Here is a 21,159-nt window from a genome sequence, read left to right as displayed (position 1 = left end):
GTATTTGATCCTTTGTCGATGAATCATCCGGCACAAATAGACACCCGTCTCACGGTTCGATATTTCTCGGGAAATATTTCTAAAAAAATAAGAGACCCCGCTGTATTCAGCAAGGTCTCTTATTTAATGAGGTATGCGGTCGGAGGGATTTGAACCCTCACGCCCATTGGGCACTACCCCCTCAAGATAGCGTGTCTGCCGTTCCACCACGACCGCATGTGAGGTAAAGAATGTGAGCCATGAAGGACTCGAACCTTCGACACCCTGATTAAAAGTCAGGTGCTCTACCAACTGAGCTAATGGCTCTCATGGTGACCCGTAGGGGATTCGAACCCCTGTTACCTCCGTGAAAGGGAGGTGTCTTAACCCCTTGACCAACGGGCCATGTCAACTCTTAGAACATGATGTCGTTTTTGACGACAAGTGTTATTATAGCTTAACCTTTTCAAAATGACAAGCCTAATTTGCAATGAATTTTCTGGCACAAAATCGTTTGGCCCGGCACCCGTGCCGCTTGCGCAAAGGCCCTTAAAAAGCAAAAAAGCCGCTGTATCTAAGCGACTTTCTTCACATTACTTAATGGCGGAGAGAGAGGGATTCGAACCCTCGCACCACTTACGCAGTCTAACCCCTTAGCAGAGGGTCCCCTTGAGCCACTTGGGTATCTCTCCAGATATGGCTCCCCGAACAGGACTCGAACCTGTGACAACTCGATTAACAGTCGAGTGCTCTACCAACTGAGCTATCAGGGAAAGACAATAATTAATTTATCATGAACGTTTGGGAAAGTCAAGCGTGTAAAGTTTCAGCTTTCCCCGGCATTTTCCGCACGAGTATTTGCGCACATCCATCTTTCTTTTCCGGTAATATTCGGTGCCGCAGGCCACGCACTGGAGCTTGTACTTGTAAGGCGTCGGTTCCTTGCGCTGAGGCAAAGCCCGGCAAAATCGCGTCCCTCCCACTTGCTTGAGCAGAATTTTAAAGTCGGCATCCCGGTGCTGATAGCCTCTTCTCTGCAAATGAAGATGATAGTGGCACAGCTCGTGCTTAATGATTTTTTCGACATCGTCCCTGCCGTAAGTCTCCCATTGATGCCAACTGATCTCGATATCGTGGGACTTCGTAAAATACCGACCGCCCGTGGCACGAAGCCTGCGGTTAAACCGCGCACGGTGACGAAACGGCCATCCGAACGCCTGCAGAGAAATCTGCTCCACCCACTCCTGAAGCTGCCCGTCGTCCATAGCAAGCGACTCCTTTCCCCGCCTCGGCACGGGATTTCCCGTATGCTCCCGCGGATAAGTCTCTCTTGAATTTGTACCTAATGAAGGGCTATACTGTCAAGTAGAAAACGAGAACGTGATGCGCGAGAGGAGCACCGCCGCTATGCCGACCAGCGTTATGAAATATGCCGTATTGAAACTGAAAGACCAGCTTGAATTTGTCGAAATGCCCGCTACGCACATGTACCAGCTTACAGCCCTAAACGGCCGTCTGCACAAAGAAATCGAGAAGTTGACCGCACACAATGTGCCTGAACTGCCGGTCGTTATCGCCGAATGCGACAACCTGGAACCGGTGGGTACCGCTTTTACGGTAACAGGAGGTCTCCACTATATCAATAAGCTGGAAGCATCCTTTGCTTCCATTCAGGAATCCGCCTACCCGATCGTATCGCTGCTCACCGAAATCCGGGCGCTGCAGGCCCAACTGGAGCAGTGGTACGAAGAGTACGAGGAAGATCAGCAGTAAATCTCCGCTTTTCCGATAAAAAAAGTTGCAGGACCTGCACGCCGGGCGCCTCTTCCCCATATGCTGTAAGTAGTCAGTCAGGAAGGGGATGGCGTTATGCCGCAATGGCTCTGCAACCAGCTGATGCGAGCGTTTCAGAACAAAAACCCTCGGCAGATTCGTTTACTTAACGACAGTTGGTTTTTTTATCGGACACGGAGGTCACCCGACGAGCTGTCGGGATCCTTTGAAAAAAGCAGGTAGCTCCGCAATGGCGGAATTACCTGCTTTTTTTGTCACGTCCCGAGGCTTCTATGGAAGACGGGCGTCCAGGACCCGGCCGATCTGCTCGTTGATTTTGCCGACGTCCGGCTGCGGAGCCGGGTGATCGGCTAACGTGTACTTGTATTTCAGCTTCAGAATCCGGTAAACGCTCTCGTCGATTCTCCGCTCCGAGAGAACGCCGGTTTCGGCGGCCTGCTTCAGCGCTTTTACGACACGGACCGTGTTGTCGAATTCATGACAGACGAGGGCTACGTCCGTGCCTGCTTTCACCGCTTGAACGGCCGCCTCTCCGATTCCGTAGCTTTTGACGATGGCGCCCATCGTCAGATCGTCGGTGAACACGACACCGCCGAAATTCAGCTCTTTGCGCAGCAAATCGGTAATGACCGCCGGGGATAAGGAAGCCGGATAGGTCGAATCCAGCTTCGGAAGCAGAATATGCGCAACCATGACCGCATCCGCCCCGCTTTGGAAGGCTTTGATGAAAGGGACGAGCTCAAAAGAACGCAGACGGCTCGCATCGTGCTCCACGACAGGCAGTCCGATATGGGAATCTACCGCGGTATCGCCATGTCCCGGGAAATGTTTCACGACGGGAATCACCTTCTGCGCGGCGATGGCTTTCATCATCTCGACGCCGAGATTGCCTACAAGCTCGGGCGTCGACCCGAAAGAACGGTCCCCGATGACCGGATTCTTCGGGTTGCTGTTGATGTCGAGCACCGGAGCGAAATTCGTGTTAAATCCGAGGGAGGCCACTTCCCGGGCCAGAATATCCCCGATCTCCGCAGCGAAACGCAGGTTCTTCGTACTGCCGATCACCCGGCTCGCGGGTACGTTCATATACTCGTCCGGCATGCGGCTGACGCGTCCGCCTTCCTCGTCCACGCTCAGCATAAGCGGTATTTTGCTGCCCGTACGGGCATTCTCTTCTTTCAGCGAATTCAGGAGGGCTGACGCCTGCCCCGCGCTTTTTACGTTCGGCTTGAATAAAATAAAGCCTCCGACCTTATAGGTATCTATCAACTGCCGCGCGTGCTCGTCCATCTCCAATCCGTCGACTCCGCTGATGACCATCTGCCCGATTTTCTGATCCAGCGTCATCCTCGCAATCTGATCCTTCAGCGGGTCCTCGACCGTAGGGATCGGACTCGACTGCGACTCCTTGCCGCCGCTTTGACTATTCCCCGGACCTGCTTGCGGTCCCGATGTGCTGCAGCCGGCCGAAATGAACAGCAGTACGGCAAGCGCCAGCGTTCCTCCCTTGCGTAACCATGTGTGGAGCATGGACCTTCCCTCCGCTCTGATCGTCTGCCGGATTCCAGCGGCAGCTATCTTTTCTGTTTTTGCCCATTCGAGTAAGAGTTATTCCTGCCCTGCCTGATCGAGATGTCAGGACGGCACTAAGATGCAAAATTCAGGTGAAAAAGAGAACCTCAAGCTCTTTGGGATCTTGAGGTTCTTTAGGGTCGGTTCCGTTTATTGCGGCTGTTTCATCGTCAGGCCGACACGGCCCTTCTTCACATCTACGTTCAATACCCAGACCGTTACGTTGTCACCGACGGATACCACATCCATCGGATGTTTCACGAACTTGTCGCTGAGCTGGGAAATATGGACGAGACCGTCGCTTTTGATACCGATATCGACAAAAGCGCCGAAATCGATCACGTTGCGCACGGTACCCTGAAGCTCCATGCCCGGCTTCAGATCTTCGATCTGCAGGACGTCAGTCCGGAAGATCGGCGTCCCAAGCTCTTCGCGGGGGTCGCGGCCCGGACGCTGCAGGCTGTCCAGGATGTCGCGCAGCGTAGGAACGCCGATGCCGAGCTTCGGCCCAAGCTCTTCGGGCTCCTGGCGCTGAAGCAGTTCCTTGAGCTGCTGGGAGCCGATCCCGGCAAGCTCGACTCTCAGCTCGGCCAGCAGCTTGTCCACCACGTCGTATGTCTCGGGGTGGATCGGCGTGTTGTCGAGCGGGTTGCCGCTTCCGGGTACCCGGAGGAAGCCGATGCACTGCTCGAACGTCTTCGCGCCAAGGCGGGGAACCTTCTGCAGCTCTTTGCGGCTGCCGAACTTCCCGTTCTCCTCGCGGAACTTCACGATATTCTTCGCGATCGTGCTGTTGATTCCGGAGACGTAAGAAAGCAGGGACGGCGATGCCGTGTTCACGTCGACACCGACATGGTTAACGGCGGATTCGACAACCGCTTTGAGGCTCTCGTCGAGATGCTTCTGCGAGACGTCGTGCTGGTATTGGCCGACGCCGATCGCTTTCGGCTCGATTTTGACAAGCTCCGCGAGCGGGTCCTGCAGGCGGCGCGCAATCGAGATGGCGCTGCGCTCCGCCACGTCGAGATCCGGGAACTCCGTCTGAGCAAGCTTCGATGCGGAGTACACGCTTGCGCCGGCCTCGTTCACGATGAGGTACTGGAGCTTGCGCGCTTTAAGTTCGGCGATCAGATCCGCCACGAACTGCTCGGTTTCACGCGAAGCGGTACCGTTGCCGATAACGATGAGGCTGACATCGTACGTGTCGATCAGGCGCTTGAAAGCCGCCTTCGCTTCCGCGACTTTGTTGTTCGGCGGCGTCGGGTACGTCACCATGACCTCCAGCATCTTGCCCGTCTCATCCACGACGGCCAGCTTGCAGCCGGTCCGGTAAGCCGGGTCGACGCCGAGCACGGTTTGGCCCTTAACGGGCGCCTGGAGAAGCAGATTCCGCAGATTGCCGGCGAAAATCTGGATCGCGTGCGTCTCCGCCCGTTCCGTCAGCTCTCCGCGGACTTCCCGCTCGATGGATGGCGCGATCAGGCGCTTGTAGGCGTCTTCCACAGCCGATTGCAGCGCGTCGCGCGTCACGGACGGCCCCTGGATGACCTGGCGGCCGATGAATTCGTGGATCCGCTCAACGGGAACGTCGAGCGCCACTTTCAGCACGTCCTCGCGCTCACCGCGGTTAATCGCCAGCGTGCGGTGCGGCGGCATTTTTTTCAGCAGTTCCTGGTAGCTGTAGTACATCTCGTAAACGGACTCTTCTTCCTGCTTCTTCGCTTCCGTACGCAGAATCCCGTTGTCGTGCGTAAATTTGCGGACCCAAGCCCGAATTTTCGCATCGTCCGCGAGCTGCTCGGCGACGATATCCCGCGCGCCTTGAAGAGCTTCTTCGGCGGTGGCGACGCCTTTGTCTTCACGGACATACTTCTCGGCTTCTTCCTGAAGAGAACCTTTCTGAGGCTGTTTCAGTATAAATTTCGCCAGCGGCTCCAGCCCTTTTTCCTTCGCGACGCTCGCGCGTGTTTTGCGTTTCTGACGGTATGGACGGTACAAATCCTCCAGCTCCTGGAGCTTTACCGCTTTTTCAATGGAAGCCTGGAGCTCGCCGGTGAGCTTGTCCTGCTCGTCGATAAGACGCAGCACTTCCAGCTTGCGGTCTTCCAGGTTGCGAAGGTAATTCAGCCGCTCCTCGATATCCCGCAGGAAATTCTCGTCGAGTTCTCCCGTCATTTCCTTCCGGTACCGCGCGATAAACGGGATGGTGTTGCCTTCATCCAGGAGATTTACGGTCGTTTGAACCTGCGAAGCCTTGAGCTGAAGCTCGCCGGCGATTTGTTTGACGATCCGGGCAGCCGTAGCCGCCGTTTTTTCCTCGGTCCGTTCGTAGCTCTTAGGTGCTTGCTGCTTGTCTGCGTGCTGGACATCCGTGTTTGCCATCGTTATTCCCCCATGCGTTTTGTAGCTTTCTTCCGGGCAGATTGTGCTCGACCCGATCCTTCCCCCGAAAACATCTCGATCTCCGCCGCATTCGCGTGCCTGGACCTCGTTTCCGTGCCGACCTTTGTAAAAGAAACGAAAAAACGAGGGCTGTTAGGGCCCCTCGCTCCTCATTTCATCGCTAAAAATCAATCAGTCCCACGCTGACCTGCAGCGCTTCGTCCACCTTGCGCATTGATTCTTCATCCAGATGCGTAATTTTGTCGGTCAGCCGCTGTTTGTCGATCGTACGGATCTGTTCCAACAAAATGACGGAGTCCCGGTCAAAACCGTGCGTTTCCGCATCGATTTCCACGTGCGTCGGTAGCTTCGCTTTCTGAATCTGCGCCGTAATTGCGGCGACGATGACCGTCGGGCTGAAGCGATTGCCGATGTCGTTCTGGATAATCAGCACCGGACGGACGCCGCCCTGTTCGGAACCGACAACCGGTGAAAGATCTGCGAAGTACACATCGCCACGTTTTACAATCAAATTATTACACCCCGCTTACTAAGCGTACCAGCGTATTGTCCGCCTCTTCCTCCGCTTGAAAAGCTTCGTCCGCTATCGTTAGGTTGATTTTAGCCATCTCCATGTAGCCTTTCTGCATGGATTCGCGAAGGCTGCGTTTTTTGCGTTCAAGCAAGTACAGCTTCATGGCCTGGCGAATAAACTCGCTTCGGTTGGAGTTCTCCTTCTCCACAATGCCGTCGACCTCCTGTAATAGGTTGTCTGGCAAACTGATCATGATCCTCTTCGTGTTATGAGCATTATTCACCGATTTCGCACCCCCAAGAAACATCCGAAAACACTTTACTACCATTATGTCGATGCAGTAGTAAATTTATACTACTTCAGTATATATGCGTGTGGTATATCATTTATGCCATACGCATCGTCAAGCTCCCTTGTAATCTATTCGAGGGCATACCCTGAAATCCTGTTTTTCCTTCGGGAAAAATTGTGGAATTTTGATTAAGTCCTGTCGATTCGTTAAAAAAGATGTCTGAACAGGGAGTTGACCGCCTTCACTCTGCGGCCGCCGCTTACGTAAACGCGGGGAACCCGGTGAGAGATCATGCAGGTTACTTCATAATTAATCGTGCCCAGCTTAGAGGCGATTTCCTCCGCGGTTATGCGTTCTCCGCCCTGCTCGCCGAGCAGGACGACCTCGTCACCGAATGCCGCTTCCGGAATATCGCTCGTACTCAGCATACATTGATCCATACAGATCCGACCAACGACCGGAGCTCTTCTGCCGCGGACCAGTCCTTCCGCTTTCCCCGTCAGCAGACGCGAGAAGCCGTCGGCATAGCCGATCGGCAGTGTGGCGATCCGTTCATCGCCTTGCGTGTGATAAATGGTGCCGTAGCTGACGCCCGATCCGGGTGGAAGAGTCTTCAGATGGACGATCCCCGTTTTGAGGCTCAGTACGGGTTTCAGCCTGATCTGCTCTTTGTTTACCTCTTCGGAAGGATACAGGCCGTACATTGCAATGCCCAGACGCACCATGTTGTAAGTAAGTTCGGGCAGATCAATGGCAGTCGCGCTGTTGCCGGCGTGAACAAAAGGAAAACGGGCTCCCGGCAGCTCACCGGCCTTCCGGACGATCCCGGCGAATTTCGCGTGCTGTTCGTACGTATAAGCTTTGTCGCTTTCATCCGCATTGGCATAGTGAGTAAACAGCCCCTCGACCCGGATTCCCCGAGTCTGCAGCGCTCTCGCGATAAACGCGACCGCTTCGTCCTCGTCGTGCAGGCCGATCCGTCCCATGCCGCTGTCGATTTTAATATGAATGTTAAGCGGCGGTTTGTTCCCGCCCGCTGCGGCGTCACGCTGCGCGTACCCGGAAGCCGCTTCAAGCAGTTCTTCCGTATAAACGGTCAGCGTAATGTCGTGTTCCAGCGCAAGTCCGATCCCTTCCGGCGGCGTATAGCCCAGAACCAGGATAGGCGCCGTGATGCCGGCGTTCCTCAGCTCCATCGCTTCGTCGAGAAAAGCTACGGCCAGATAGGTCGCGCCGCATTCCATTGCCACTTTCGAAACCTCTACGGCGCCGTGGCCGTAGGCATCGGCTTTCAGAACCGCCATCATGTGTACGCTTCCCGGCAGCACGCGCCTGAAAGTCTCCAGGTTGCTGCGGAGCGCATCCAATGAAATTTCCACGTAAGTCGGACGGTAAAAAGCATCCACGTCAAAGTTCACCTTCTTCAAGACTGTACACGGGACAAGGGAGATCCCGAATAAACAGGGTCTCCCTTCCCTAATTGGCCGGCACTTCCGCCGTCCTCCGATACACCCATGTTAAAGGGTCCGCTGGATGAAGTCAATGCATTGTTCCGGGCAAAATTCCCCAATCCATGGGGCTTTGCGGGTTATTTGCCCGCTTCTTCAGCAACGGACTGGGCGATTTTGACAAGCTCGTCGTGCGGCAGGTCGGCGGTCGCCAGTCGGAATTCGATGCCCTCGTACGTCCACGTCAGCGTCTTCTTCTCGTCGCCGGTGACCACGCCGAGCGTGTAGCCCAGGTCGACGATATCGCCGGGCAGCACGGATACGGTCTGCGTCTGCGGCGCTAACTCCAGCAGCGTGTAGTTGTAGGTCCCCTGGTAGCGAACCATAATGCCCGTGTTCTCGCCGAGCTTCACATCCCGGATGTCCTGCTGCGCGACACCCTTGGGCATGTAGGACGGCTCGATGAGGCCGAAGCCCGCGCTGCTGTTGGCCGCGGCGTTTTTGTCCGCGCCGGCCGCACCGGTCGCGGCAGTGCCCGCCGCCGCTGCCGGAGCCTTCGCGGAGCCGTCCGCGGCTTTGTCCGGCGACGCGGCCGGGGCTTTGCCGCCGTCGGCGGTGGCGCCAGCGCTTGCGCCGCTCGCTGGAGCGCCGGCAGCCGCGTCCTTGCCGGCGGCGCCTGCCGTGCTCGGAGCTGTCCCGGCTGCGGCCGCTTTGCCGTCCGGGGACGCTGCGCCCGCGATCGGCTCTTTTACCGCGCCGGAGACAGGCGCGTCCTTATCCAGCGATTTCAAATCCCAGCTGGTCATGTTGCGCTGCATGTCGAAGCTGTCTTTTTCCAGCTTTTTTCCAAACTCGAACTGCGTGAAATCAAGCTTGACGAGTACGTTCGAGCTGCTGTCGGAAACTTCGACTTTCTGCGGCGCGAGGCTTTTTTGATCCAGCCATATCTTCTGTCTCGCCATCTGTCCGCTGTTGGCATAATTCGCCGCCACGTCGAAGACGAACGAATTGCCCTCTTTCGTAAACTGGCGCTCCGTGTCCAGCAGAATGCTTTGAGCCAAGGACTGGAACAGGTAGACCTGACCCTGATTCTCCGGCCAGTCGCTCTGGAACCGGAAGCTTTTATGCAGATGAGGCGTCAAAACAAAAACCCCGTCATCGTTTCGCAGCACAACCTGCGTGATGTCTTTTTTCTCATTGGTCAAGGAAATGCGGTAATAATGCGGTTGCTGGTACCACACTTCCACCTGGTATTCCTGCGGTTCCTGCCCGGTTTGAAGAACCATGCGTCCCGTGCCCTGATAACTTTCGAGCTTGCCGATCACATGATCCAAATCTTTTACTACCGATCCTGCATCCTTTTTTCCACAACCGGCCAGAAGCAATGCTGCACTCATCACGATGGCGAGTATCCATGTGACCCGACGCATGTCATCATCCCCTCATCCTTAAGTAAAATGTACTGATACATGTCTATGAAGGGACTTGGCCGATTATGCGGACTAGTTTGACAAGCCGTGATCCTGTCCTTGGCCGGCCGGCTTATTCTTTTGCCCCGGTAAAAGGATCGTCCACGTAAGGCCCGCGGGTCGCCAGGCGCATTAACTTCTCCGCCATATAGGAGGCCGTATACGGCATGCCGCTTTGAAGCCACCACAGGATGACGCCGAGGATAGCCGAAACCACGTAGCTCACGAGCATCTCCCTGGGCACCGCAAGCTGCCGCTCTTCCGGAGCTATCGTTCCGACCCCTTTGGTCACAAACCCGGTAATCACGTCCGTCAATCCGCGGGTAAAATAAGGCATCCGCTGTTCCCCCAGAACCACTCGATAAAACTGCGCATGCCTGGCAATTTCTTCGAACAGCCAGACAAAGGTAGGATGCGGCTTCCCGCCGTCAAAACGAAACTCCGACGCATCTTCGAATAGAGGCCGGAGTCCGTCCACCAGCTCCTTTAATGTATCATCCATGCTCTGTTCCATGAGATCCTGTTTGTCCCGATAGTGGAGGTAAAAGGTCGCCCGGTTCAGTGCAGCGCGGTTCGCTATATCCTGGACGGTAATTTTCTCGTACCCTTGTTCCCCGATCAAAGCAATCAGCGCATCCCGCAGCATCAGGCGAGTCCTTACCACTCTCGGGTCCAATTTATTTTTTATCGACATAACTGCTCTCCTTGTATAAGATGTCGCGTTTTGACAACAATGCGCCAGGCTTTGTCCACTAAGCGACAAATCCGCCAAAGCTGTTGGTTGAGCCTTCATGGCGAGCTCGTTATTATTATAAATAACAAGATGTCAATTAAACAACATCGTGTCGATAATAGTTTGCGGATACGGAAGTTCATCTCGATGAATGCGCTTCCAAATTTAGCCGGAAGGATGGTTATGCAAAATGGGACGCTTAGAGGATAAAGTTGTCATTATAACGGGAGCCGCGATGGGTCAAGGGGAAACCGAAGCCAAGCTGTTCGCCGCGGAAGGTGCGAGAGTCGTCGCAACCGATCTACAAGAAGAGCCGTTGAACCGGGGGGTGGATGAAATACGCCGTGCGGGCGGCCAGGCCATCGGCCTTAAGCATAACGTGGCTTCGGAAGAAGACTGGAAGCGAGTGGTTCGGAAGGCCGTCGAGCAGTTCGGCAAGGTCGATGTCCTCGTCAATAATGCGGGCATCAGCACGGACAGCACGCTTGATACGTTCACGATCGAAAACTGGGACAAGGTCATGTCGATTAACTTGACGGGCTGCGTCATCGGAATGAAATACGCCGTACCCGAAATGCGGAAAGCCGGTGGAGGCTCCATCGTCAACATCTCCTCCATCGCGGGTATTGTCGCCCTTAATTTCACCAACGGCTATACCGCGGCAAAAGGAGCCCTCCGCTCCTTATCGAAAGCATCGGCTGTCGAGCTGGCCCCGGACAAAATCCGTGTGAACTCCGTTCACCCGGGCATTATCGTGACGCCGATGATTCAGGAAGCCCTCGACCAGGGCGCGGGACACATGTTCGAAGCGGGTACTCCGCTGCCCCGGCTGGGCAAGCCCGAAGACATCGCTTACGGGGTCCTCTACCTCGCTTCGGACGAGTCCTCGTTCGTGACCGGCACGGAGCTGATCATTGACGGCGGCTGGACGGCAAGATAAGAAGGCTTACCGGATGCCCCTCCGGTAAACCGCCCAAATTGAAAGCCGCCGAAACCGGGAAGACCCGCTCGGCGGCTTTTCTTTTATTTTTCCCCTCATTAGTTCACCAGGTAAAGAAACCCGCCGATAATGACCGCCCACATGACGGCTCCCATCAGCACTCCGATGATCAGGCCGCGCCCCATTGGCATTTGATCGTCCCGGTAAGCGTCTTCATGATCGATCATAAAAAAAACCTCCCCGTTACCAAGATATGATCCTAGTATCGGGAAGATGCGGGCGGAATATACTCAATAGGCATTTTTGTTCGTAAAGCCGTTTACGATCGTTTTCCAGATAATCTTGATGTCGAAGAGGAACGACCAATTTTCGATATAGAAAATATCGTGCTGAATCCGGTCCGAAATCGAGGTGTCCCCACGGAGACCGTTGCTCTGCGCCCAGCCTGTAATCCCCGGACGAATATGATGCTTCACCATGTATTTCGGAATCTCTTCTTTAAACTGCTCCACGAAAAACGGCCGTTCCGGACGCGGTCCGACTACACTCATATGCCCGAAAAGCACATTGAAAAACTGAGGCAGCTCGTCGAGGCTCGTTTTGCGGAGAAAGGCGCCCAGCTTCGTTTTGCGGGGATCGTCGGCCGTCGTCCAGCCGGTGTCGGACGTGTTCGCCGTCTCCTGGCGCATCGAGCGGAATTTGTACATATAAAATTTCCGCCGGTTTAACCCTACCCGCTCCTGCTTGAAAATCACCGGGCCGGGCGACGTCAGTTTGATTGACGCGGCAATCACGATCATCACCGGAAGGGTGATCAGGATGGCCGTGAGCGAAAACGCAAGGTCGAAAGCCCGTTTGATCACGCGGTTGCTGATCATATCGAGCGGAATATCGCGCACATTGATGAGCGGCATGCCCGCAAAGTTATCGAAAAACGGCCGCGCCGGCAAATAATCGAAGAAGTCGGGAATGATCAGCGTCCGCACGCCCGCCTTCTCGCAAGCCGCGATAATACGCGGGAATTTGTGATGGACGTCCAGCGGCAGCGCGATAATGACTTCATCGATCAATTTGTCCTGGAGAATTTCGTCCAGATCGTCCAGACTGCCGATGACCGGCTTGTAGGGAGCCGCAGGAAGCTCCTTGTGCTCCGAATGCTCGCCGTGATCATCGAGAAACCCGATAATGTCATAGCCCAGCTCCGGGTGCTGCAGCAGCTTATCGTGAAAGCGCCTGCCCAGCGTACCCGCTCCCAGAATGAGCACAAACTGTTTGTTGTACCCTTTCTCGCGAAGACGCTTGAGGCTTTCCTTCAAAACGTAGCGGTATACGGTGATGAGCACAATATCCAGCACGATATACATCGCCAGAAATTCACGCGAAATATGCACTTCTTTGAAGAAGAAGAGCAAGCTGAGCTGGATGAACAAGCTGATCAGATGCGTCTGCACGATTTTGATCAGCGCATCGGCAAACCGTTTCTTGCGGTTTGGCCCGTACAGCCCGACGAAAAAGCCGACCGCTACGGCGACCGCACCGTAAACCGCACTCCAAACGGCATATACGGAGATGGGAATCGGCTGGTTGGCATCCAGCCAACCGCTCTCGAATTTAACCCACCAGGCGATCAGGAAGGCGGTCTGAATCACAGCGAAATCAAAAATCGCATAGACCTGGGTTAGAAATTGTTGATTTCTGCGAAGCATGGAAGATTCACCTCAAACAACTTTCATCCGTTGTAAATTTGCGTTCATCTTACTCTCTCGTCTCTCTTGAGCCTCTTGACCCTGCATCCTGCTGTTTCTCAGGAGCTGCGAACGCTGGCAGTACCTTGTTCTTCAAAACCGCAAACGCAAATTTCACACCGATTCCGACATAGACCGCAACATTTGTCAGCAACGAATATTTATTCTTGTAATGCTTACGGTGAAAAAGAAACATGGCACGATGAAATTCATAGATGATTTTGAACGGTTTGCGAAGGCTGCTAGCTCCTTTGTAATGTGTAATCTCCGTCTTCGGGTAATAATAAATCTGCCACCCCGCCTGCTTGATCCGGTAGCACCAGTCTACATCCTCGCCGTACATGAAAAACTCTTCATCAAGCAGTCCTACTTCGTCGATCGTGTCCCGTCGAACCAGCATAAAAGCGCCCACTAGACAATCGACCGGATACTCTTCGTCCGGGTTCAGATGAGATAACTGATAACCGTTGAAGCGGGGAATATCCGGAAAAAGTCTGGCGACTCCGAACGCATAATAGAAGGATGCTGAAGGCGTAGGAAAACCACGCTTGCATGCTTTGTCGAGCGTGCCGTTCGGAAGGACAACTTTGCAGCCGGAGGCTCCGATTTCGGGACTAGCTTGCATGAAGTTAAGCATAATTTGCAGCGTGTCTTGCTTTAGGATCGTATCTGAATTAAGCAATAAAATATACCGACCGATCGCTTCTTTTATCCCTTGATTATTGGCCCTGGAGAAGCCGACATTTGTCTTATTTTTAATTATTCGTACTTTTGGGAAAGTATTCATTACAGCTGTAGTCGTGCCATCAGTAGAACTATTGTCAACCAAAAAAACTTCAAACGTATAACCTACAATGGAAGAATAGATAGATTGGAGACAATTTAGTGTAATTTGTCTAGTATTGAAGCTAACGATAATAATACTCAAATCCATGAGATTTACTCCAATAAACTATAATTTCATAATCTTCTTTTCTTCTTTTCTTAGAATATAACGGCTCAAAAGAAAAACAACTGGAATAGAAAAAGAAGTAAGCAAGGGTACAAAAATTTCTTTCACATTAAATATTTCAACACCAATTTTCGGTATTGAATAAGCCATTAGTATTTGCACCAGGTATACAAGCGGAAACTTAATAAACTTTTTAAACGTGGGTCTGACTTTATAAGTGAAATAACAGTTCAAATAAAATGACCCTATCATGCTTATTATAAACGCAAACACATTGGCAAAATCATAATTCAAAAAAACACCGAAAACAAAAAACCATAAGTAGTGATGAAGCGTGTTGAATACTCCGACGATTCCAAAACGTATAAACTCAGCACTAAAGAATCTACTTTTTAAATTCAAACGTTCTCACTCTACTCTCAATATGCTCTCTAATAAAATAATGGGGCCTATGCTTAACCTCGTTAAATATTCTGCCTAAGTATTCACCAATTATCCCCAAGAAAATACAGTGTATCCCGCCAAAAAAAAGTATTAATGAAATCGTTGAAGTGTAACCGCTGACCGAATTTCCAAAGAGCAGGGTCTGAATGATCGTTATCCCCATATAAATAAATGCAGCAAGAGCCGTTAAAATTCCTACAAAAGTAGCGATTCTAAGAGGGACTATTGTAAAAGATACAATTCCTTCGATAGCATAATGGAATAATTTGCTGAAATTCCAACTTGAATTACCCGCTGCTCTTTCTACATTTTTATATTCAATACATTTTGAATGAAATCCTGCCCACTCAAACAAACCTTTTGAGAACCTATGTCGTTCTCTTAAACCTAGTATACTATCTACTACCTTTCTATCCATTATACGGTAATCCACTACTCCATCAACTAATTTAACATCACTTATTTTATTTATAATGCTATAAAATTTTTTTGAAAACCAGCTTCTTAAAATAGGTTCTCCCTCTCTATTAATCCTTCTTGCATAAACAACATCATATTTTTCAATCTGCCATCCTTCAACCAATTGCGGAATTAATCCAGGGGGATGCTGCAAATCAGCGTCTATAATAATTACAGCATCCCCTTTAGCATGTTCTAAACCGGCAAACATTGCGGATTCTTTTCCAAAATTTCTGCTTAAACTTATAAAAGAAATACTGGGATCTTCTTTGCAAAGTCGCCTAATTATTTCTGCTGTTGAATCTTTGCTCCCGTCATCGATAAATATGATTTCATATAACACATCTATCTGCTGCATTACTTCTAGAATTTGTTTGTAAAAACTATTAATTGTTTGTTCTTCATTATAGCAAGGAACAATAAATGAAATAAATTTCATGCTCTCACTTCCATCTTTTTCATTTCGGGGTCTCAACTAATTCATTAAAGTTCCTAATAATCAAATGCGGATTTTCGCCTTCAATCGATATCTTTAACACATTTTTATCTACAGAATAATTAAGTATCCCTAAAACAGGTTGAATATTTTTTCCTAGCTTATCCATATCAATTTCTTTGGCAACACCATTCTGATTTATCACTATTTTTTCAATAGTAACATTTGCATTAGCTGAGGCTGGAAAGTCAAGTCGCAATTGTTTTATTTCAGTTTCCGGGTAATTAAAATACAATTGATTTTTGTCTAATGCTGTTGCATGGATCACATAAGTGGATTCCTTTTCCCTGAAAGAATGGCCACTGTCGTAATATATTTTATACCACCCAGCGACAGAATCATCCGTTGTATATACTTTTAGATAATCACCTTCAAGAACAACAGAATCAAGATCGTAATACTGAGCATAAACACCATTCGCGATGTAATCAGGACTCTTATTAATTTCATACACAAAAATGTATTTGTCGGTTGCTAACGGCATTTTTGGGAGTGACACAGAATAAATTCCCTTTTGTTTACTTTCCGTTATTAAAGCTTCTCTAACAGTGTGGGTCTTATGAATTTTATTGTAATCAAGGTATACACGGGACATCGACATCACTAACAAAATTCCTAATATAAATAGAGAAATCACTTTTATACTGTTATTAATTTCAGTGGAGATTACACGATAAAGCATTACAATTGAAATCACAACAAAGGTCGCTGAAGCAAAAAAAGATCTTGGCGGAAATTCCGGGGATACAAGCATAGGAATTATAGATACACATGCAGCTGAAAAATATATTAACACTTGAATTATTGCTTTATTGTTTTTAACGCGGCTCCTTTTACTTGTCCATACGTATATTAAAATTAAGAAGAAAAACAAGACAAAAATAAATTGCGAACTTTTCAAAATGTATTTAATACTTTCAAAGCCTATCTTGACTTGTCGCCACAGATCATAATTATCTGTATATCCCATGCTTTTAACTCTATTAAAATTTGCAGGCGCAAGGAATAAAAACAAGGCACCAATAATAAAGGATAACGCTCCCGTATATAAATATCTTGCTATCTTTATTTTTCCAAACCAGAAATATAAAAAGATAAAAAATAGAAAGCATCCAGTAAGCATTGCCGTGTTTTCGTGTGACCATCCTGCCAATAAACCTAAAACTAACATTAAAATATGTGCTTTTTTGTTGTTGTTTAACAACTCTTTTCCCTCTATTCCAAAACGAAACGGAAGTAAAAAGGAAAGAGAGAAAACGGCAGTCCAAAGATAATTCACGGAACCGGAAAGCCAAAAAATAGTATCACCAATACTTGGGAGTCCGAACCAAAGAAGTATTACAACCAAAATAAAATGAAAGCCTACAAATCTGTTTATTTCTTTAAATCCGCTGTGAATCAAGATCAATACACATAAAGATATGAAGACAAGAGAATTTATTATGTTAAACAATTCCTTGCCTAACATCATAAATAATTCTACAAATGCATGAACAATCGCCCTTCCATTTACTACCTGATAAAAATAATATTGTGAGTAAACTATATCCCATATATTTGTTATCTTTTTTCCGGTATGTGACACGGTTGCTCTAGAAAAATCGTCAGGAGTTAAGGGCATTAAGATATTTATAATCAAAAAATAAAAGAAAAATAAAAGTAGTATGGAGTAAAGAATATATTTTGTAATGTTTTTATACGTCAAAAACTACACCCCTAGTTTTTTAATTTTAATAGCAACCCAACATTTCTAAGAATACCATGTTTAAGAAACCTATTTTTTATAAGTTTGAATCTTATTATTAAAAAAGTACTGTCTTTAAGACTTAAAAATTGTTCAAGTATATACCTTTTACTTTCGTCCATATAGTCTGCATAATTATTATGGAATGATCGAGCCTGGTACATATTTTTTATTAAGGTTACTTTATGGGTTAGCCTCTCCAAAAGGTATCTTATATCGTATTTCTTGGCGCCTATACTATTCCCACTATGCTGTCTATAAAGAATAGTTGTACGGTTTAAGTAAACGACTTTTCCAAAAACCGAAGCCGTTAAGCCTATCCACCAATCGTGCATAATTGCAGAAGAGCTTATTGGAAAACAAACTTTAGCTAACTCTCTATTGATGATAACCGTACAACCTGTGATAACATTCTGCATTAGCAAATTATTAAACATTACTTTTTTCGGATTTAATTTTTGGTATTCAAAAAATGATAGTCCGATCACCTCCAACTTCTGATCTACGACTGTCAAGTCAGTATGCACTAGCAGCGGCAGTTGTCCTGAATTTTCTTCCTCTTTTTTAAGAGTGCTTAGAGATATTTCAATTTTGTCAACTAACCAAATATCATCTTGGTCTGCAAACATAAAATACTTGATATTCTTATTCTCTAAAGCAACCTCCAACAACCTGTTAAAACTCAAAATCGGCCCTAAGTTATTATTATCCTCTAGAAAAATTAGATTTTTTTTGTCTTTTTTAAACTCATTTATAATTTTTCTAGTGTCATCTTTCGAACCATCATCCCTAATATATAACATAAAATCATCAACCGTTTGATTATAAAGAGAATTCAAGAATTCTTTTATGTAATCCTGACCGTTGTATGTAGAGAGCAAAACAGCAATATAATAATTAGCTTTCATTTTTAAATTCCTTTAGAAATCTAGCTAAGGATTCCTCCCAAGGTCCGAGTTCCCCTAAATTGTTGATTCTAATAGCCATGGAATCTAATACTGAATATTGAGGTCTTTGGGCAGGCCTAAGAAATTCGTCAGTTTTACACGGTAGAACCCTAACATCAGTCATCCCAGTTTCTTTAAAAATGGCTTCGGCAAATTGATGCCACGTACAGATACCAGAATTAGAAGCATGGTATATACCATAGCATTCGGTTTCTATCAGTACTTGCAGAAATCGTGCAAGATCCGAGGCAGAAGTCGGAGAACCAAACTGATCATCTACAACTTTTAAAACTGATTGTTCCCTGCCTAAATTTAACATGGTCTTCACAAAATTTTTTCCTGTTCTTCCATAAACCCAGGAAGTACGCACAATAAAATACCGGCTGCATAAAGTTTGAGTGATTATTTCACCGGCTCTTTTTGATTTTCCGTACACGGTTTGAGGATTCGTATTGTCATACTCGGTATAAGGAACATCACCTTTTCCGTCAAATACGTAATCGGTACTAATATAGCAAAATTTAGCTTTAACTTTCTCAGCCTCAACTGCTAAATTTCTGGTACCCATAGCATTGATTTCAAAAGCAAGGTCTGCCTCACTTTCTGCCATGTCCACTGCTGTATACGCACCACAATGTATAATTGCATCCGGTACAATATCCTGGATAACACGCTGACACTCTTTTTGATTAGTGAAGTCCAGCTGCTCACGTCCATATCCGTATATTTTTTTCGAGTCGGATTCAAAAATTCTGCATACTTCGCTCCCAACTTGCCCATTTGCTCCTGTAACTAAAACTTTCATAGCGCAATCCCCATCCCCTTTACTCCTTGTATTGACGGGTATAGTAATCTTGATAAGTGCCCGAACGAATATTTTCCCACCAACTTCTGTTTTGTAAGTACCAGTTGATGGTTTCCTTAATACCCGATTCAAAATGATACTTCGGCTTCCAGCCCAATTCCCGCATAATTTTAGAAGGATCGATTCCATATCTGCGATCATGACCCGGACGATCCGGCACAAATGTAATCAGATTCTCCGATTTTCCCAGTTCTTGCAGAATGGTTTTTATAATAGCGAGGTTAGTCCGTTCATTATTGCCGCCAATATTATACACTTCGCCATTACGCCCATGATGAATCACGAGATCAATCGCCGAACAATGATCTTCTACATAAAGCCAATCCCGGATGTTCTGCCCATCTCCATATACAGGGAGCGACTTATCGTCCAATGCATTAGCTATGATCAAAGGAATCAATTTTTCGGGAAATTGGTAAGGCCCGTAGTTATTGGAGCAGCGGGTGATGTTAACCGGGAGACCGAACGTTTCATGATAGGCTCGCACGAGCATATCTCCTCCAGCCTTACTGGCCGAGTATGGGCTGTTCGGAGAGAGAGGAGTTTTTTCAGTGAAAAGACCGGTTTCCTCCAACGAACCGTAAACTTCATCTGTAGAGACTTGAACGAACTTCTGGACCCCATACGCTTTAGCCGCGTCTAGAAGCACCTGGGTACCCATTACATTTGTACGCACGAAAATTTCGGGATCTAAGATACTCCTGTCCACATGAGATTCGGCTGCGAAGTTAACTACAACATCAATCCCCTGTTCAAAAACCTCTTGAATGGCTATTCGATCCGTAATATTCGCTTTTACGAAGCGGTAGTTAGGATGGTTCTGAACCGATTTTAGATTCTCTAAATTACCGGCGTAGGTTACAGCATCCAAATTAATGATTGTGTAGGTAGGATACTGCCTTAGCATATATAGAACAAAATTACTGCCAATAAAACCAGCCCCACCTGTTACCAGAAGCTTCATGGATGCAGCTCCTCCTCGTATTCAAAGTTTAACTCCGCATCTTGCAAAAGTGGATGCCGCCTGTCTTTGTCCGATAAAACCGGTGTTGAAGTAGGCCAATCGATGCCAAGAGCCGGATCATTCCATAAAATCCCTCTATCGTTCTCCGGCGAGTAATATTCATCCACTTTGTACAAAACTTCCGTGTTAGGAACTAGCGTACAAAATCCATGAGCAAAACCTCTTGGGACAAGAAGCTGCCGCTTATTGTTCGCACTAAGGATAAAACCTTGCCATTGGCCAAAAGTTGGAGATCCTTTACGTATATCCACAATTACATCGTAAATTCCGCCGACAAGTACACGTACCAGCTTCGTCTGCGCTTTTGGATTAAGCTGATAATGAAGTCCGCGAAGAACGCCTGTTTCGGAAGATAGTGAATGGTTGTCTTGGATGAAGCTGTAAGTTATTCCTAAATCGTCGAATCTTTTCTGGCTATAACTTTCCATGAAAAAACCACGGTTGTCGCCATGCACCGTGGGCTCAAATAGTAGAGCTTGAGAAAATTTTGTCGGAATGATGTTCATGATTTAGAACTCCCTTCTTACAATTTCAGTTTACCAAATTCCTCACCAAAGATAATGTCTTTCGCCAGCTCATTTGCTTTGGCCAACGATGCATGGGTCCCGGCATCCGTCCACCAGCCATTCAACACATCACAGGTAAGCTGGCCTCTCTCTATGTATGCATTATTTACATCCGTGATTTCTAACTCACCGCGTATGGACGGTTTCAATGTTTTGATAATGTCAAAAACCAGACTATCATACATATATATTCCCGTTACAGCGAAGTTGCTTCTAGGATTTAGCGGTTTTTCTTCAATCGAAACAATATGGTTGCCTCTTAATTCAGGCACACCATAGCGCTGAGGATCATGAACCTCTTGAATCAAAATTTTAGCTCCGGCTCCCTGCTCTCTAAAATTCTGTACATAAGTGGAAATATTATCTTCAAAAACATTGTCACCTAGTATCACAACGACCTGATCGCCAGATGCGAAGTGTTCTGCTAAACCTAAAGCTTGCGCTATACCGCCAGCTTCGTCCTGAACTTTATATGTAAATGTAACTCCCATCTCATGCCCACTACCAAGCAGATTTACTACATCCCCCATATGGTCTTTGCCTGTTACCACAAGAATATCAGTAATATTAGCTTGTTTAAGCTTTCCTACAGAATAGAATATCATGGGGTATTTGCCCACAGGGAGTAAGTGTTTGTTGGTGACTTTGGTCAAGGGAAACAATCTAGAGCCTGTACCGCCAGCTAGAATAATGCCTTTCATTTGGAGCACCTCTTTATCCCGAAATACAAATGAATATTTTACATTTGTTAGTTAAAAGATTCTAAGCACATA

22 protein-coding genes and 5 tRNA genes are annotated in these 21,159 nt (G+C 48.1%); 3 read left to right on the top strand and 24 right to left on the bottom strand.

Annotation, left to right across the window (positions count from 1 at the left end; all coding sequences use genetic code 11):
- Nucleotides 1-134: 134 nt before the first annotated feature.
- The 6 genes from HMPREF1207_RS16140 to HMPREF1207_RS16115 all read right to left on the bottom strand — a co-directional run bounded on the left by HMPREF1207_RS16140 (nucleotide 135) and on the right by HMPREF1207_RS16115 (nucleotide 1,244).
- A tRNA-Leu gene (locus HMPREF1207_RS16140) sits at nucleotides 135-216 on the bottom strand.
- A 17-nt stretch (nucleotides 217-233) separates the two neighbouring features.
- A tRNA-Lys gene (locus HMPREF1207_RS16135) sits at nucleotides 234-306 on the bottom strand.
- A gap of 3 nt (nucleotides 307-309) precedes the next feature.
- Nucleotides 310-384, bottom strand: a tRNA-Glu gene (locus tag HMPREF1207_RS16130).
- Between the two features lie 196 nt (nucleotides 385-580).
- Nucleotides 581-671 (bottom strand) — tRNA-Ser (locus HMPREF1207_RS16125).
- Nucleotides 672-676: 5 nt separating this feature from the next.
- Nucleotides 677-752, bottom strand: a tRNA-Asn gene (locus HMPREF1207_RS16120).
- Between the two features lie 18 nt (nucleotides 753-770).
- On the bottom strand, nucleotides 771-1,244 hold the full coding sequence (locus tag HMPREF1207_RS16115; protein ID WP_009675159.1) for a SprT family protein: 474 nt from the start codon (nucleotides 1,242-1,244) through the stop codon (nucleotides 771-773).
- Between the two features lie 142 nt (nucleotides 1,245-1,386).
- On the opposite strand from HMPREF1207_RS16115, the gene HMPREF1207_RS16110 reads away from it, so the two are divergent.
- Together HMPREF1207_RS16110 and cmpA are read left to right on the top strand one after the other, a co-directional pair.
- Nucleotides 1,387-1,752, top strand: coding sequence for a hypothetical protein (locus HMPREF1207_RS16110; RefSeq protein ID WP_009675188.1), 366 nt, complete (start codon nucleotides 1,387-1,389; stop codon nucleotides 1,750-1,752).
- A gap of 96 nt (nucleotides 1,753-1,848) precedes the next feature.
- On the top strand, nucleotides 1,849-1,995 hold the full coding sequence (gene cmpA, locus HMPREF1207_RS29325; protein ID WP_085981306.1) for a cortex morphogenetic protein CmpA: 147 nt from the start codon (nucleotides 1,849-1,851) through the stop codon (nucleotides 1,993-1,995).
- A gap of 48 nt (nucleotides 1,996-2,043) precedes the next feature.
- Here the strand turns inward: cmpA and nagZ are convergent, their stop codons facing one another.
- From nagZ to HMPREF1207_RS16075, 7 genes are all read right to left on the bottom strand, one after another.
- On the bottom strand, nucleotides 2,044-3,303 hold the full coding sequence (nagZ, locus tag HMPREF1207_RS16105; protein ID WP_009675170.1) for a beta-N-acetylhexosaminidase: 1,260 nt from the start codon (nucleotides 3,301-3,303) through the stop codon (nucleotides 2,044-2,046).
- A 192-nt stretch (nucleotides 3,304-3,495) separates the two neighbouring features.
- Nucleotides 3,496-5,727 (bottom strand): Tex family protein, encoded by a 2,232-nt coding sequence (locus HMPREF1207_RS16100; RefSeq protein ID WP_009675201.1) that lies wholly within the window; start codon nucleotides 5,725-5,727, stop codon nucleotides 3,496-3,498.
- A gap of 181 nt (nucleotides 5,728-5,908) precedes the next feature.
- Nucleotides 5,909-6,259 (bottom strand): type II toxin-antitoxin system PemK/MazF family toxin, encoded by a 351-nt coding sequence (locus tag HMPREF1207_RS16095; protein WP_009675190.1) that lies wholly within the window; start codon nucleotides 6,257-6,259, stop codon nucleotides 5,909-5,911.
- A 4-nt stretch (nucleotides 6,260-6,263) separates the two neighbouring features.
- The gene (locus HMPREF1207_RS16090; RefSeq protein ID WP_036740450.1) at nucleotides 6,264-6,545 is read right to left on the bottom strand and encodes a CopG family ribbon-helix-helix protein; all 282 of its coding nucleotides are present in this window, start codon (nucleotides 6,543-6,545) and stop codon (nucleotides 6,264-6,266) included.
- 215 nt (nucleotides 6,546-6,760) lie between these two features.
- On the bottom strand, nucleotides 6,761-7,960 hold the full coding sequence (gene alr, locus HMPREF1207_RS16085) for an alanine racemase (protein WP_009675225.1): 1,200 nt from the start codon (nucleotides 7,958-7,960) through the stop codon (nucleotides 6,761-6,763).
- A 182-nt stretch (nucleotides 7,961-8,142) separates the two neighbouring features.
- The gene (locus HMPREF1207_RS16080; RefSeq protein WP_016423814.1) at nucleotides 8,143-9,432 is read right to left on the bottom strand and encodes an outer membrane lipoprotein-sorting protein; all 1,290 of its coding nucleotides are present in this window, start codon (nucleotides 9,430-9,432) and stop codon (nucleotides 8,143-8,145) included.
- 112 nt (nucleotides 9,433-9,544) lie between these two features.
- Nucleotides 9,545-10,165: a TetR/AcrR family transcriptional regulator gene (locus HMPREF1207_RS16075; RefSeq protein ID WP_009675184.1), complete on the bottom strand. Its 621-nt coding sequence runs from the start codon at nucleotides 10,163-10,165 to the stop codon at nucleotides 9,545-9,547.
- Nucleotides 10,166-10,394: 229 nt separating this feature from the next.
- Between HMPREF1207_RS16075 and HMPREF1207_RS16070 the strand changes: the two genes are divergently transcribed.
- Nucleotides 10,395-11,144 (top strand): glucose 1-dehydrogenase, encoded by a 750-nt coding sequence (locus HMPREF1207_RS16070; RefSeq protein ID WP_009675227.1) that lies wholly within the window; start codon nucleotides 10,395-10,397, stop codon nucleotides 11,142-11,144.
- A 98-nt stretch (nucleotides 11,145-11,242) separates the two neighbouring features.
- Here the strand turns inward: HMPREF1207_RS16070 and HMPREF1207_RS30595 are convergent, their stop codons facing one another.
- The 11 genes from HMPREF1207_RS30595 to HMPREF1207_RS16020 form a co-directional block, all read right to left on the bottom strand.
- Nucleotides 11,243-11,371 (bottom strand): hypothetical protein, encoded by a 129-nt coding sequence (locus HMPREF1207_RS30595; protein WP_009675220.1) that lies wholly within the window; start codon nucleotides 11,369-11,371, stop codon nucleotides 11,243-11,245.
- 63 nt (nucleotides 11,372-11,434) lie between these two features.
- Nucleotides 11,435-12,850 (bottom strand): undecaprenyl-phosphate glucose phosphotransferase, encoded by a 1,416-nt coding sequence (locus HMPREF1207_RS16065; RefSeq protein WP_009675173.1) that lies wholly within the window; start codon nucleotides 12,848-12,850, stop codon nucleotides 11,435-11,437.
- Between the two features lie 49 nt (nucleotides 12,851-12,899).
- Entirely contained in the window at nucleotides 12,900-13,823 is a 924-nt protein-coding gene (locus tag HMPREF1207_RS16060; protein WP_009675185.1) for a glycosyltransferase family 2 protein, read from the bottom strand.
- Nucleotides 13,824-13,841: 18 nt separating this feature from the next.
- Nucleotides 13,842-14,243, bottom strand: a complete 402-nt coding sequence (locus tag HMPREF1207_RS16055) for a GtrA family protein (protein ID WP_009675194.1) — start codon at nucleotides 14,241-14,243, stop codon at nucleotides 13,842-13,844.
- Nucleotides 14,227-15,183, bottom strand: a complete 957-nt coding sequence (locus HMPREF1207_RS16050) for a glycosyltransferase family 2 protein (protein ID WP_016423813.1) — start codon at nucleotides 15,181-15,183, stop codon at nucleotides 14,227-14,229. Before HMPREF1207_RS16050 ends, HMPREF1207_RS16055 begins: the two co-directional genes overlap by 17 nt.
- Before the next feature lie 19 nt (nucleotides 15,184-15,202).
- Nucleotides 15,203-16,945, bottom strand: a complete 1,743-nt coding sequence (locus HMPREF1207_RS16045; protein ID WP_009675195.1) for a DUF3329 domain-containing protein — start codon at nucleotides 16,943-16,945, stop codon at nucleotides 15,203-15,205.
- Nucleotides 16,946-16,956: 11 nt separating this feature from the next.
- Nucleotides 16,957-17,892 carry a glycosyltransferase family 2 protein gene (locus HMPREF1207_RS16040; protein WP_016423812.1) on the bottom strand — a complete coding sequence of 312 codons (936 nt, stop codon included), beginning with the start codon at nucleotides 17,890-17,892 and terminating at the stop codon, nucleotides 16,957-16,959.
- A complete protein-coding gene (gene rfbD, locus HMPREF1207_RS16035; RefSeq protein ID WP_009675192.1) occupies nucleotides 17,882-18,736 on the bottom strand; it encodes a dTDP-4-dehydrorhamnose reductase in 855 nt (284 codons plus the stop codon). Before rfbD ends, HMPREF1207_RS16040 begins: the two co-directional genes overlap by 11 nt.
- A 19-nt stretch (nucleotides 18,737-18,755) precedes the next feature.
- On the bottom strand, nucleotides 18,756-19,760 hold the full coding sequence (rfbB, locus tag HMPREF1207_RS16030; protein ID WP_009675212.1) for a dTDP-glucose 4,6-dehydratase: 1,005 nt from the start codon (nucleotides 19,758-19,760) through the stop codon (nucleotides 18,756-18,758).
- Nucleotides 19,757-20,326, bottom strand: coding sequence for a dTDP-4-dehydrorhamnose 3,5-epimerase (rfbC, locus tag HMPREF1207_RS16025; RefSeq protein WP_009675208.1), 570 nt, complete (start codon nucleotides 20,324-20,326; stop codon nucleotides 19,757-19,759). The genes rfbB and rfbC overlap by 4 nt, the downstream gene beginning before the upstream one ends.
- 17 nt (nucleotides 20,327-20,343) lie before the next feature.
- The gene (locus HMPREF1207_RS16020; RefSeq protein ID WP_009675204.1) at nucleotides 20,344-21,087 is read right to left on the bottom strand and encodes a sugar phosphate nucleotidyltransferase; all 744 of its coding nucleotides are present in this window, start codon (nucleotides 21,085-21,087) and stop codon (nucleotides 20,344-20,346) included.
- Nucleotides 21,088-21,159: the final 72 nt, after the last annotated feature.

Source organism: Paenibacillus sp. HGH0039, from assembly GCF_000411255.1.
GTDB lineage: Bacteria > Bacillota > Bacilli > Paenibacillales > NBRC-103111 > Paenibacillus_F.
Note: the sequence above shows the minus strand (reverse complement) of the source record. Positions and strands in the feature narration are given on the sequence as shown.

What these genes read in the sequence shown, in the direction of transcription:
- HMPREF1207_RS16115 (WP_009675159.1), bottom strand. Translation starts at nt 1,244, where the DNA reads ATGGACGACGGGCAGCTTCAGGAGTGGGTGGAGCAGATTTCTCTGCAG.
- HMPREF1207_RS16110 (WP_009675188.1), top strand. Translation starts at nt 1,387, where the DNA reads ATGCCGACCAGCGTTATGAAATATGCCGTATTGAAACTGAAAGACCAG.
- cmpA (WP_085981306.1), top strand. Translation starts at nt 1,849, where the DNA reads ATGCCGCAATGGCTCTGCAACCAGCTGATGCGAGCGTTTCAGAACAAA.
- nagZ (WP_009675170.1), bottom strand. Translation starts at nt 3,303, where the DNA reads ATGCTCCACACATGGTTACGCAAGGGAGGAACGCTGGCGCTTGCCGTA.
- HMPREF1207_RS16100 (WP_009675201.1), bottom strand. Translation starts at nt 5,727, where the DNA reads ATGGCAAACACGGATGTCCAGCACGCAGACAAGCAGCAAGCACCTAAG.
- HMPREF1207_RS16080 (WP_016423814.1), bottom strand. Translation starts at nt 9,432, where the DNA reads ATGCGTCGGGTCACATGGATACTCGCCATCGTGATGAGTGCAGCATTG.
- HMPREF1207_RS16075 (WP_009675184.1), bottom strand. Translation starts at nt 10,165, where the DNA reads ATGTCGATAAAAAATAAATTGGACCCGAGAGTGGTAAGGACTCGCCTG.
- HMPREF1207_RS16070 (WP_009675227.1), top strand. Translation starts at nt 10,395, where the DNA reads ATGGGACGCTTAGAGGATAAAGTTGTCATTATAACGGGAGCCGCGATG.
- HMPREF1207_RS30595 (WP_009675220.1), bottom strand. Translation starts at nt 11,371, where the DNA reads ATGATCGATCATGAAGACGCTTACCGGGACGATCAAATGCCAATGGGG.
- HMPREF1207_RS16065 (WP_009675173.1), bottom strand. Translation starts at nt 12,850, where the DNA reads ATGCTTCGCAGAAATCAACAATTTCTAACCCAGGTCTATGCGATTTTT.
- HMPREF1207_RS16060 (WP_009675185.1), bottom strand. Translation starts at nt 13,823, where the DNA reads ATGGATTTGAGTATTATTATCGTTAGCTTCAATACTAGACAAATTACA.
- HMPREF1207_RS16050 (WP_016423813.1), bottom strand. Translation starts at nt 15,183, where the DNA reads ATGAAATTTATTTCATTTATTGTTCCTTGCTATAATGAAGAACAAACA.
- HMPREF1207_RS16040 (WP_016423812.1), bottom strand. Translation starts at nt 17,892, where the DNA reads ATGAAAGCTAATTATTATATTGCTGTTTTGCTCTCTACATACAACGGT.
- rfbD (WP_009675192.1), bottom strand. Translation starts at nt 18,736, where the DNA reads ATGAAAGTTTTAGTTACAGGAGCAAATGGGCAAGTTGGGAGCGAAGTA.
- rfbB (WP_009675212.1), bottom strand. Translation starts at nt 19,760, where the DNA reads ATGAAGCTTCTGGTAACAGGTGGGGCTGGTTTTATTGGCAGTAATTTT.
- rfbC (WP_009675208.1), bottom strand. Translation starts at nt 20,326, where the DNA reads ATGAACATCATTCCGACAAAATTTTCTCAAGCTCTACTATTTGAGCCC.
- HMPREF1207_RS16020 (WP_009675204.1), bottom strand. Translation starts at nt 21,087, where the DNA reads ATGAAAGGCATTATTCTAGCTGGCGGTACAGGCTCTAGATTGTTTCCC.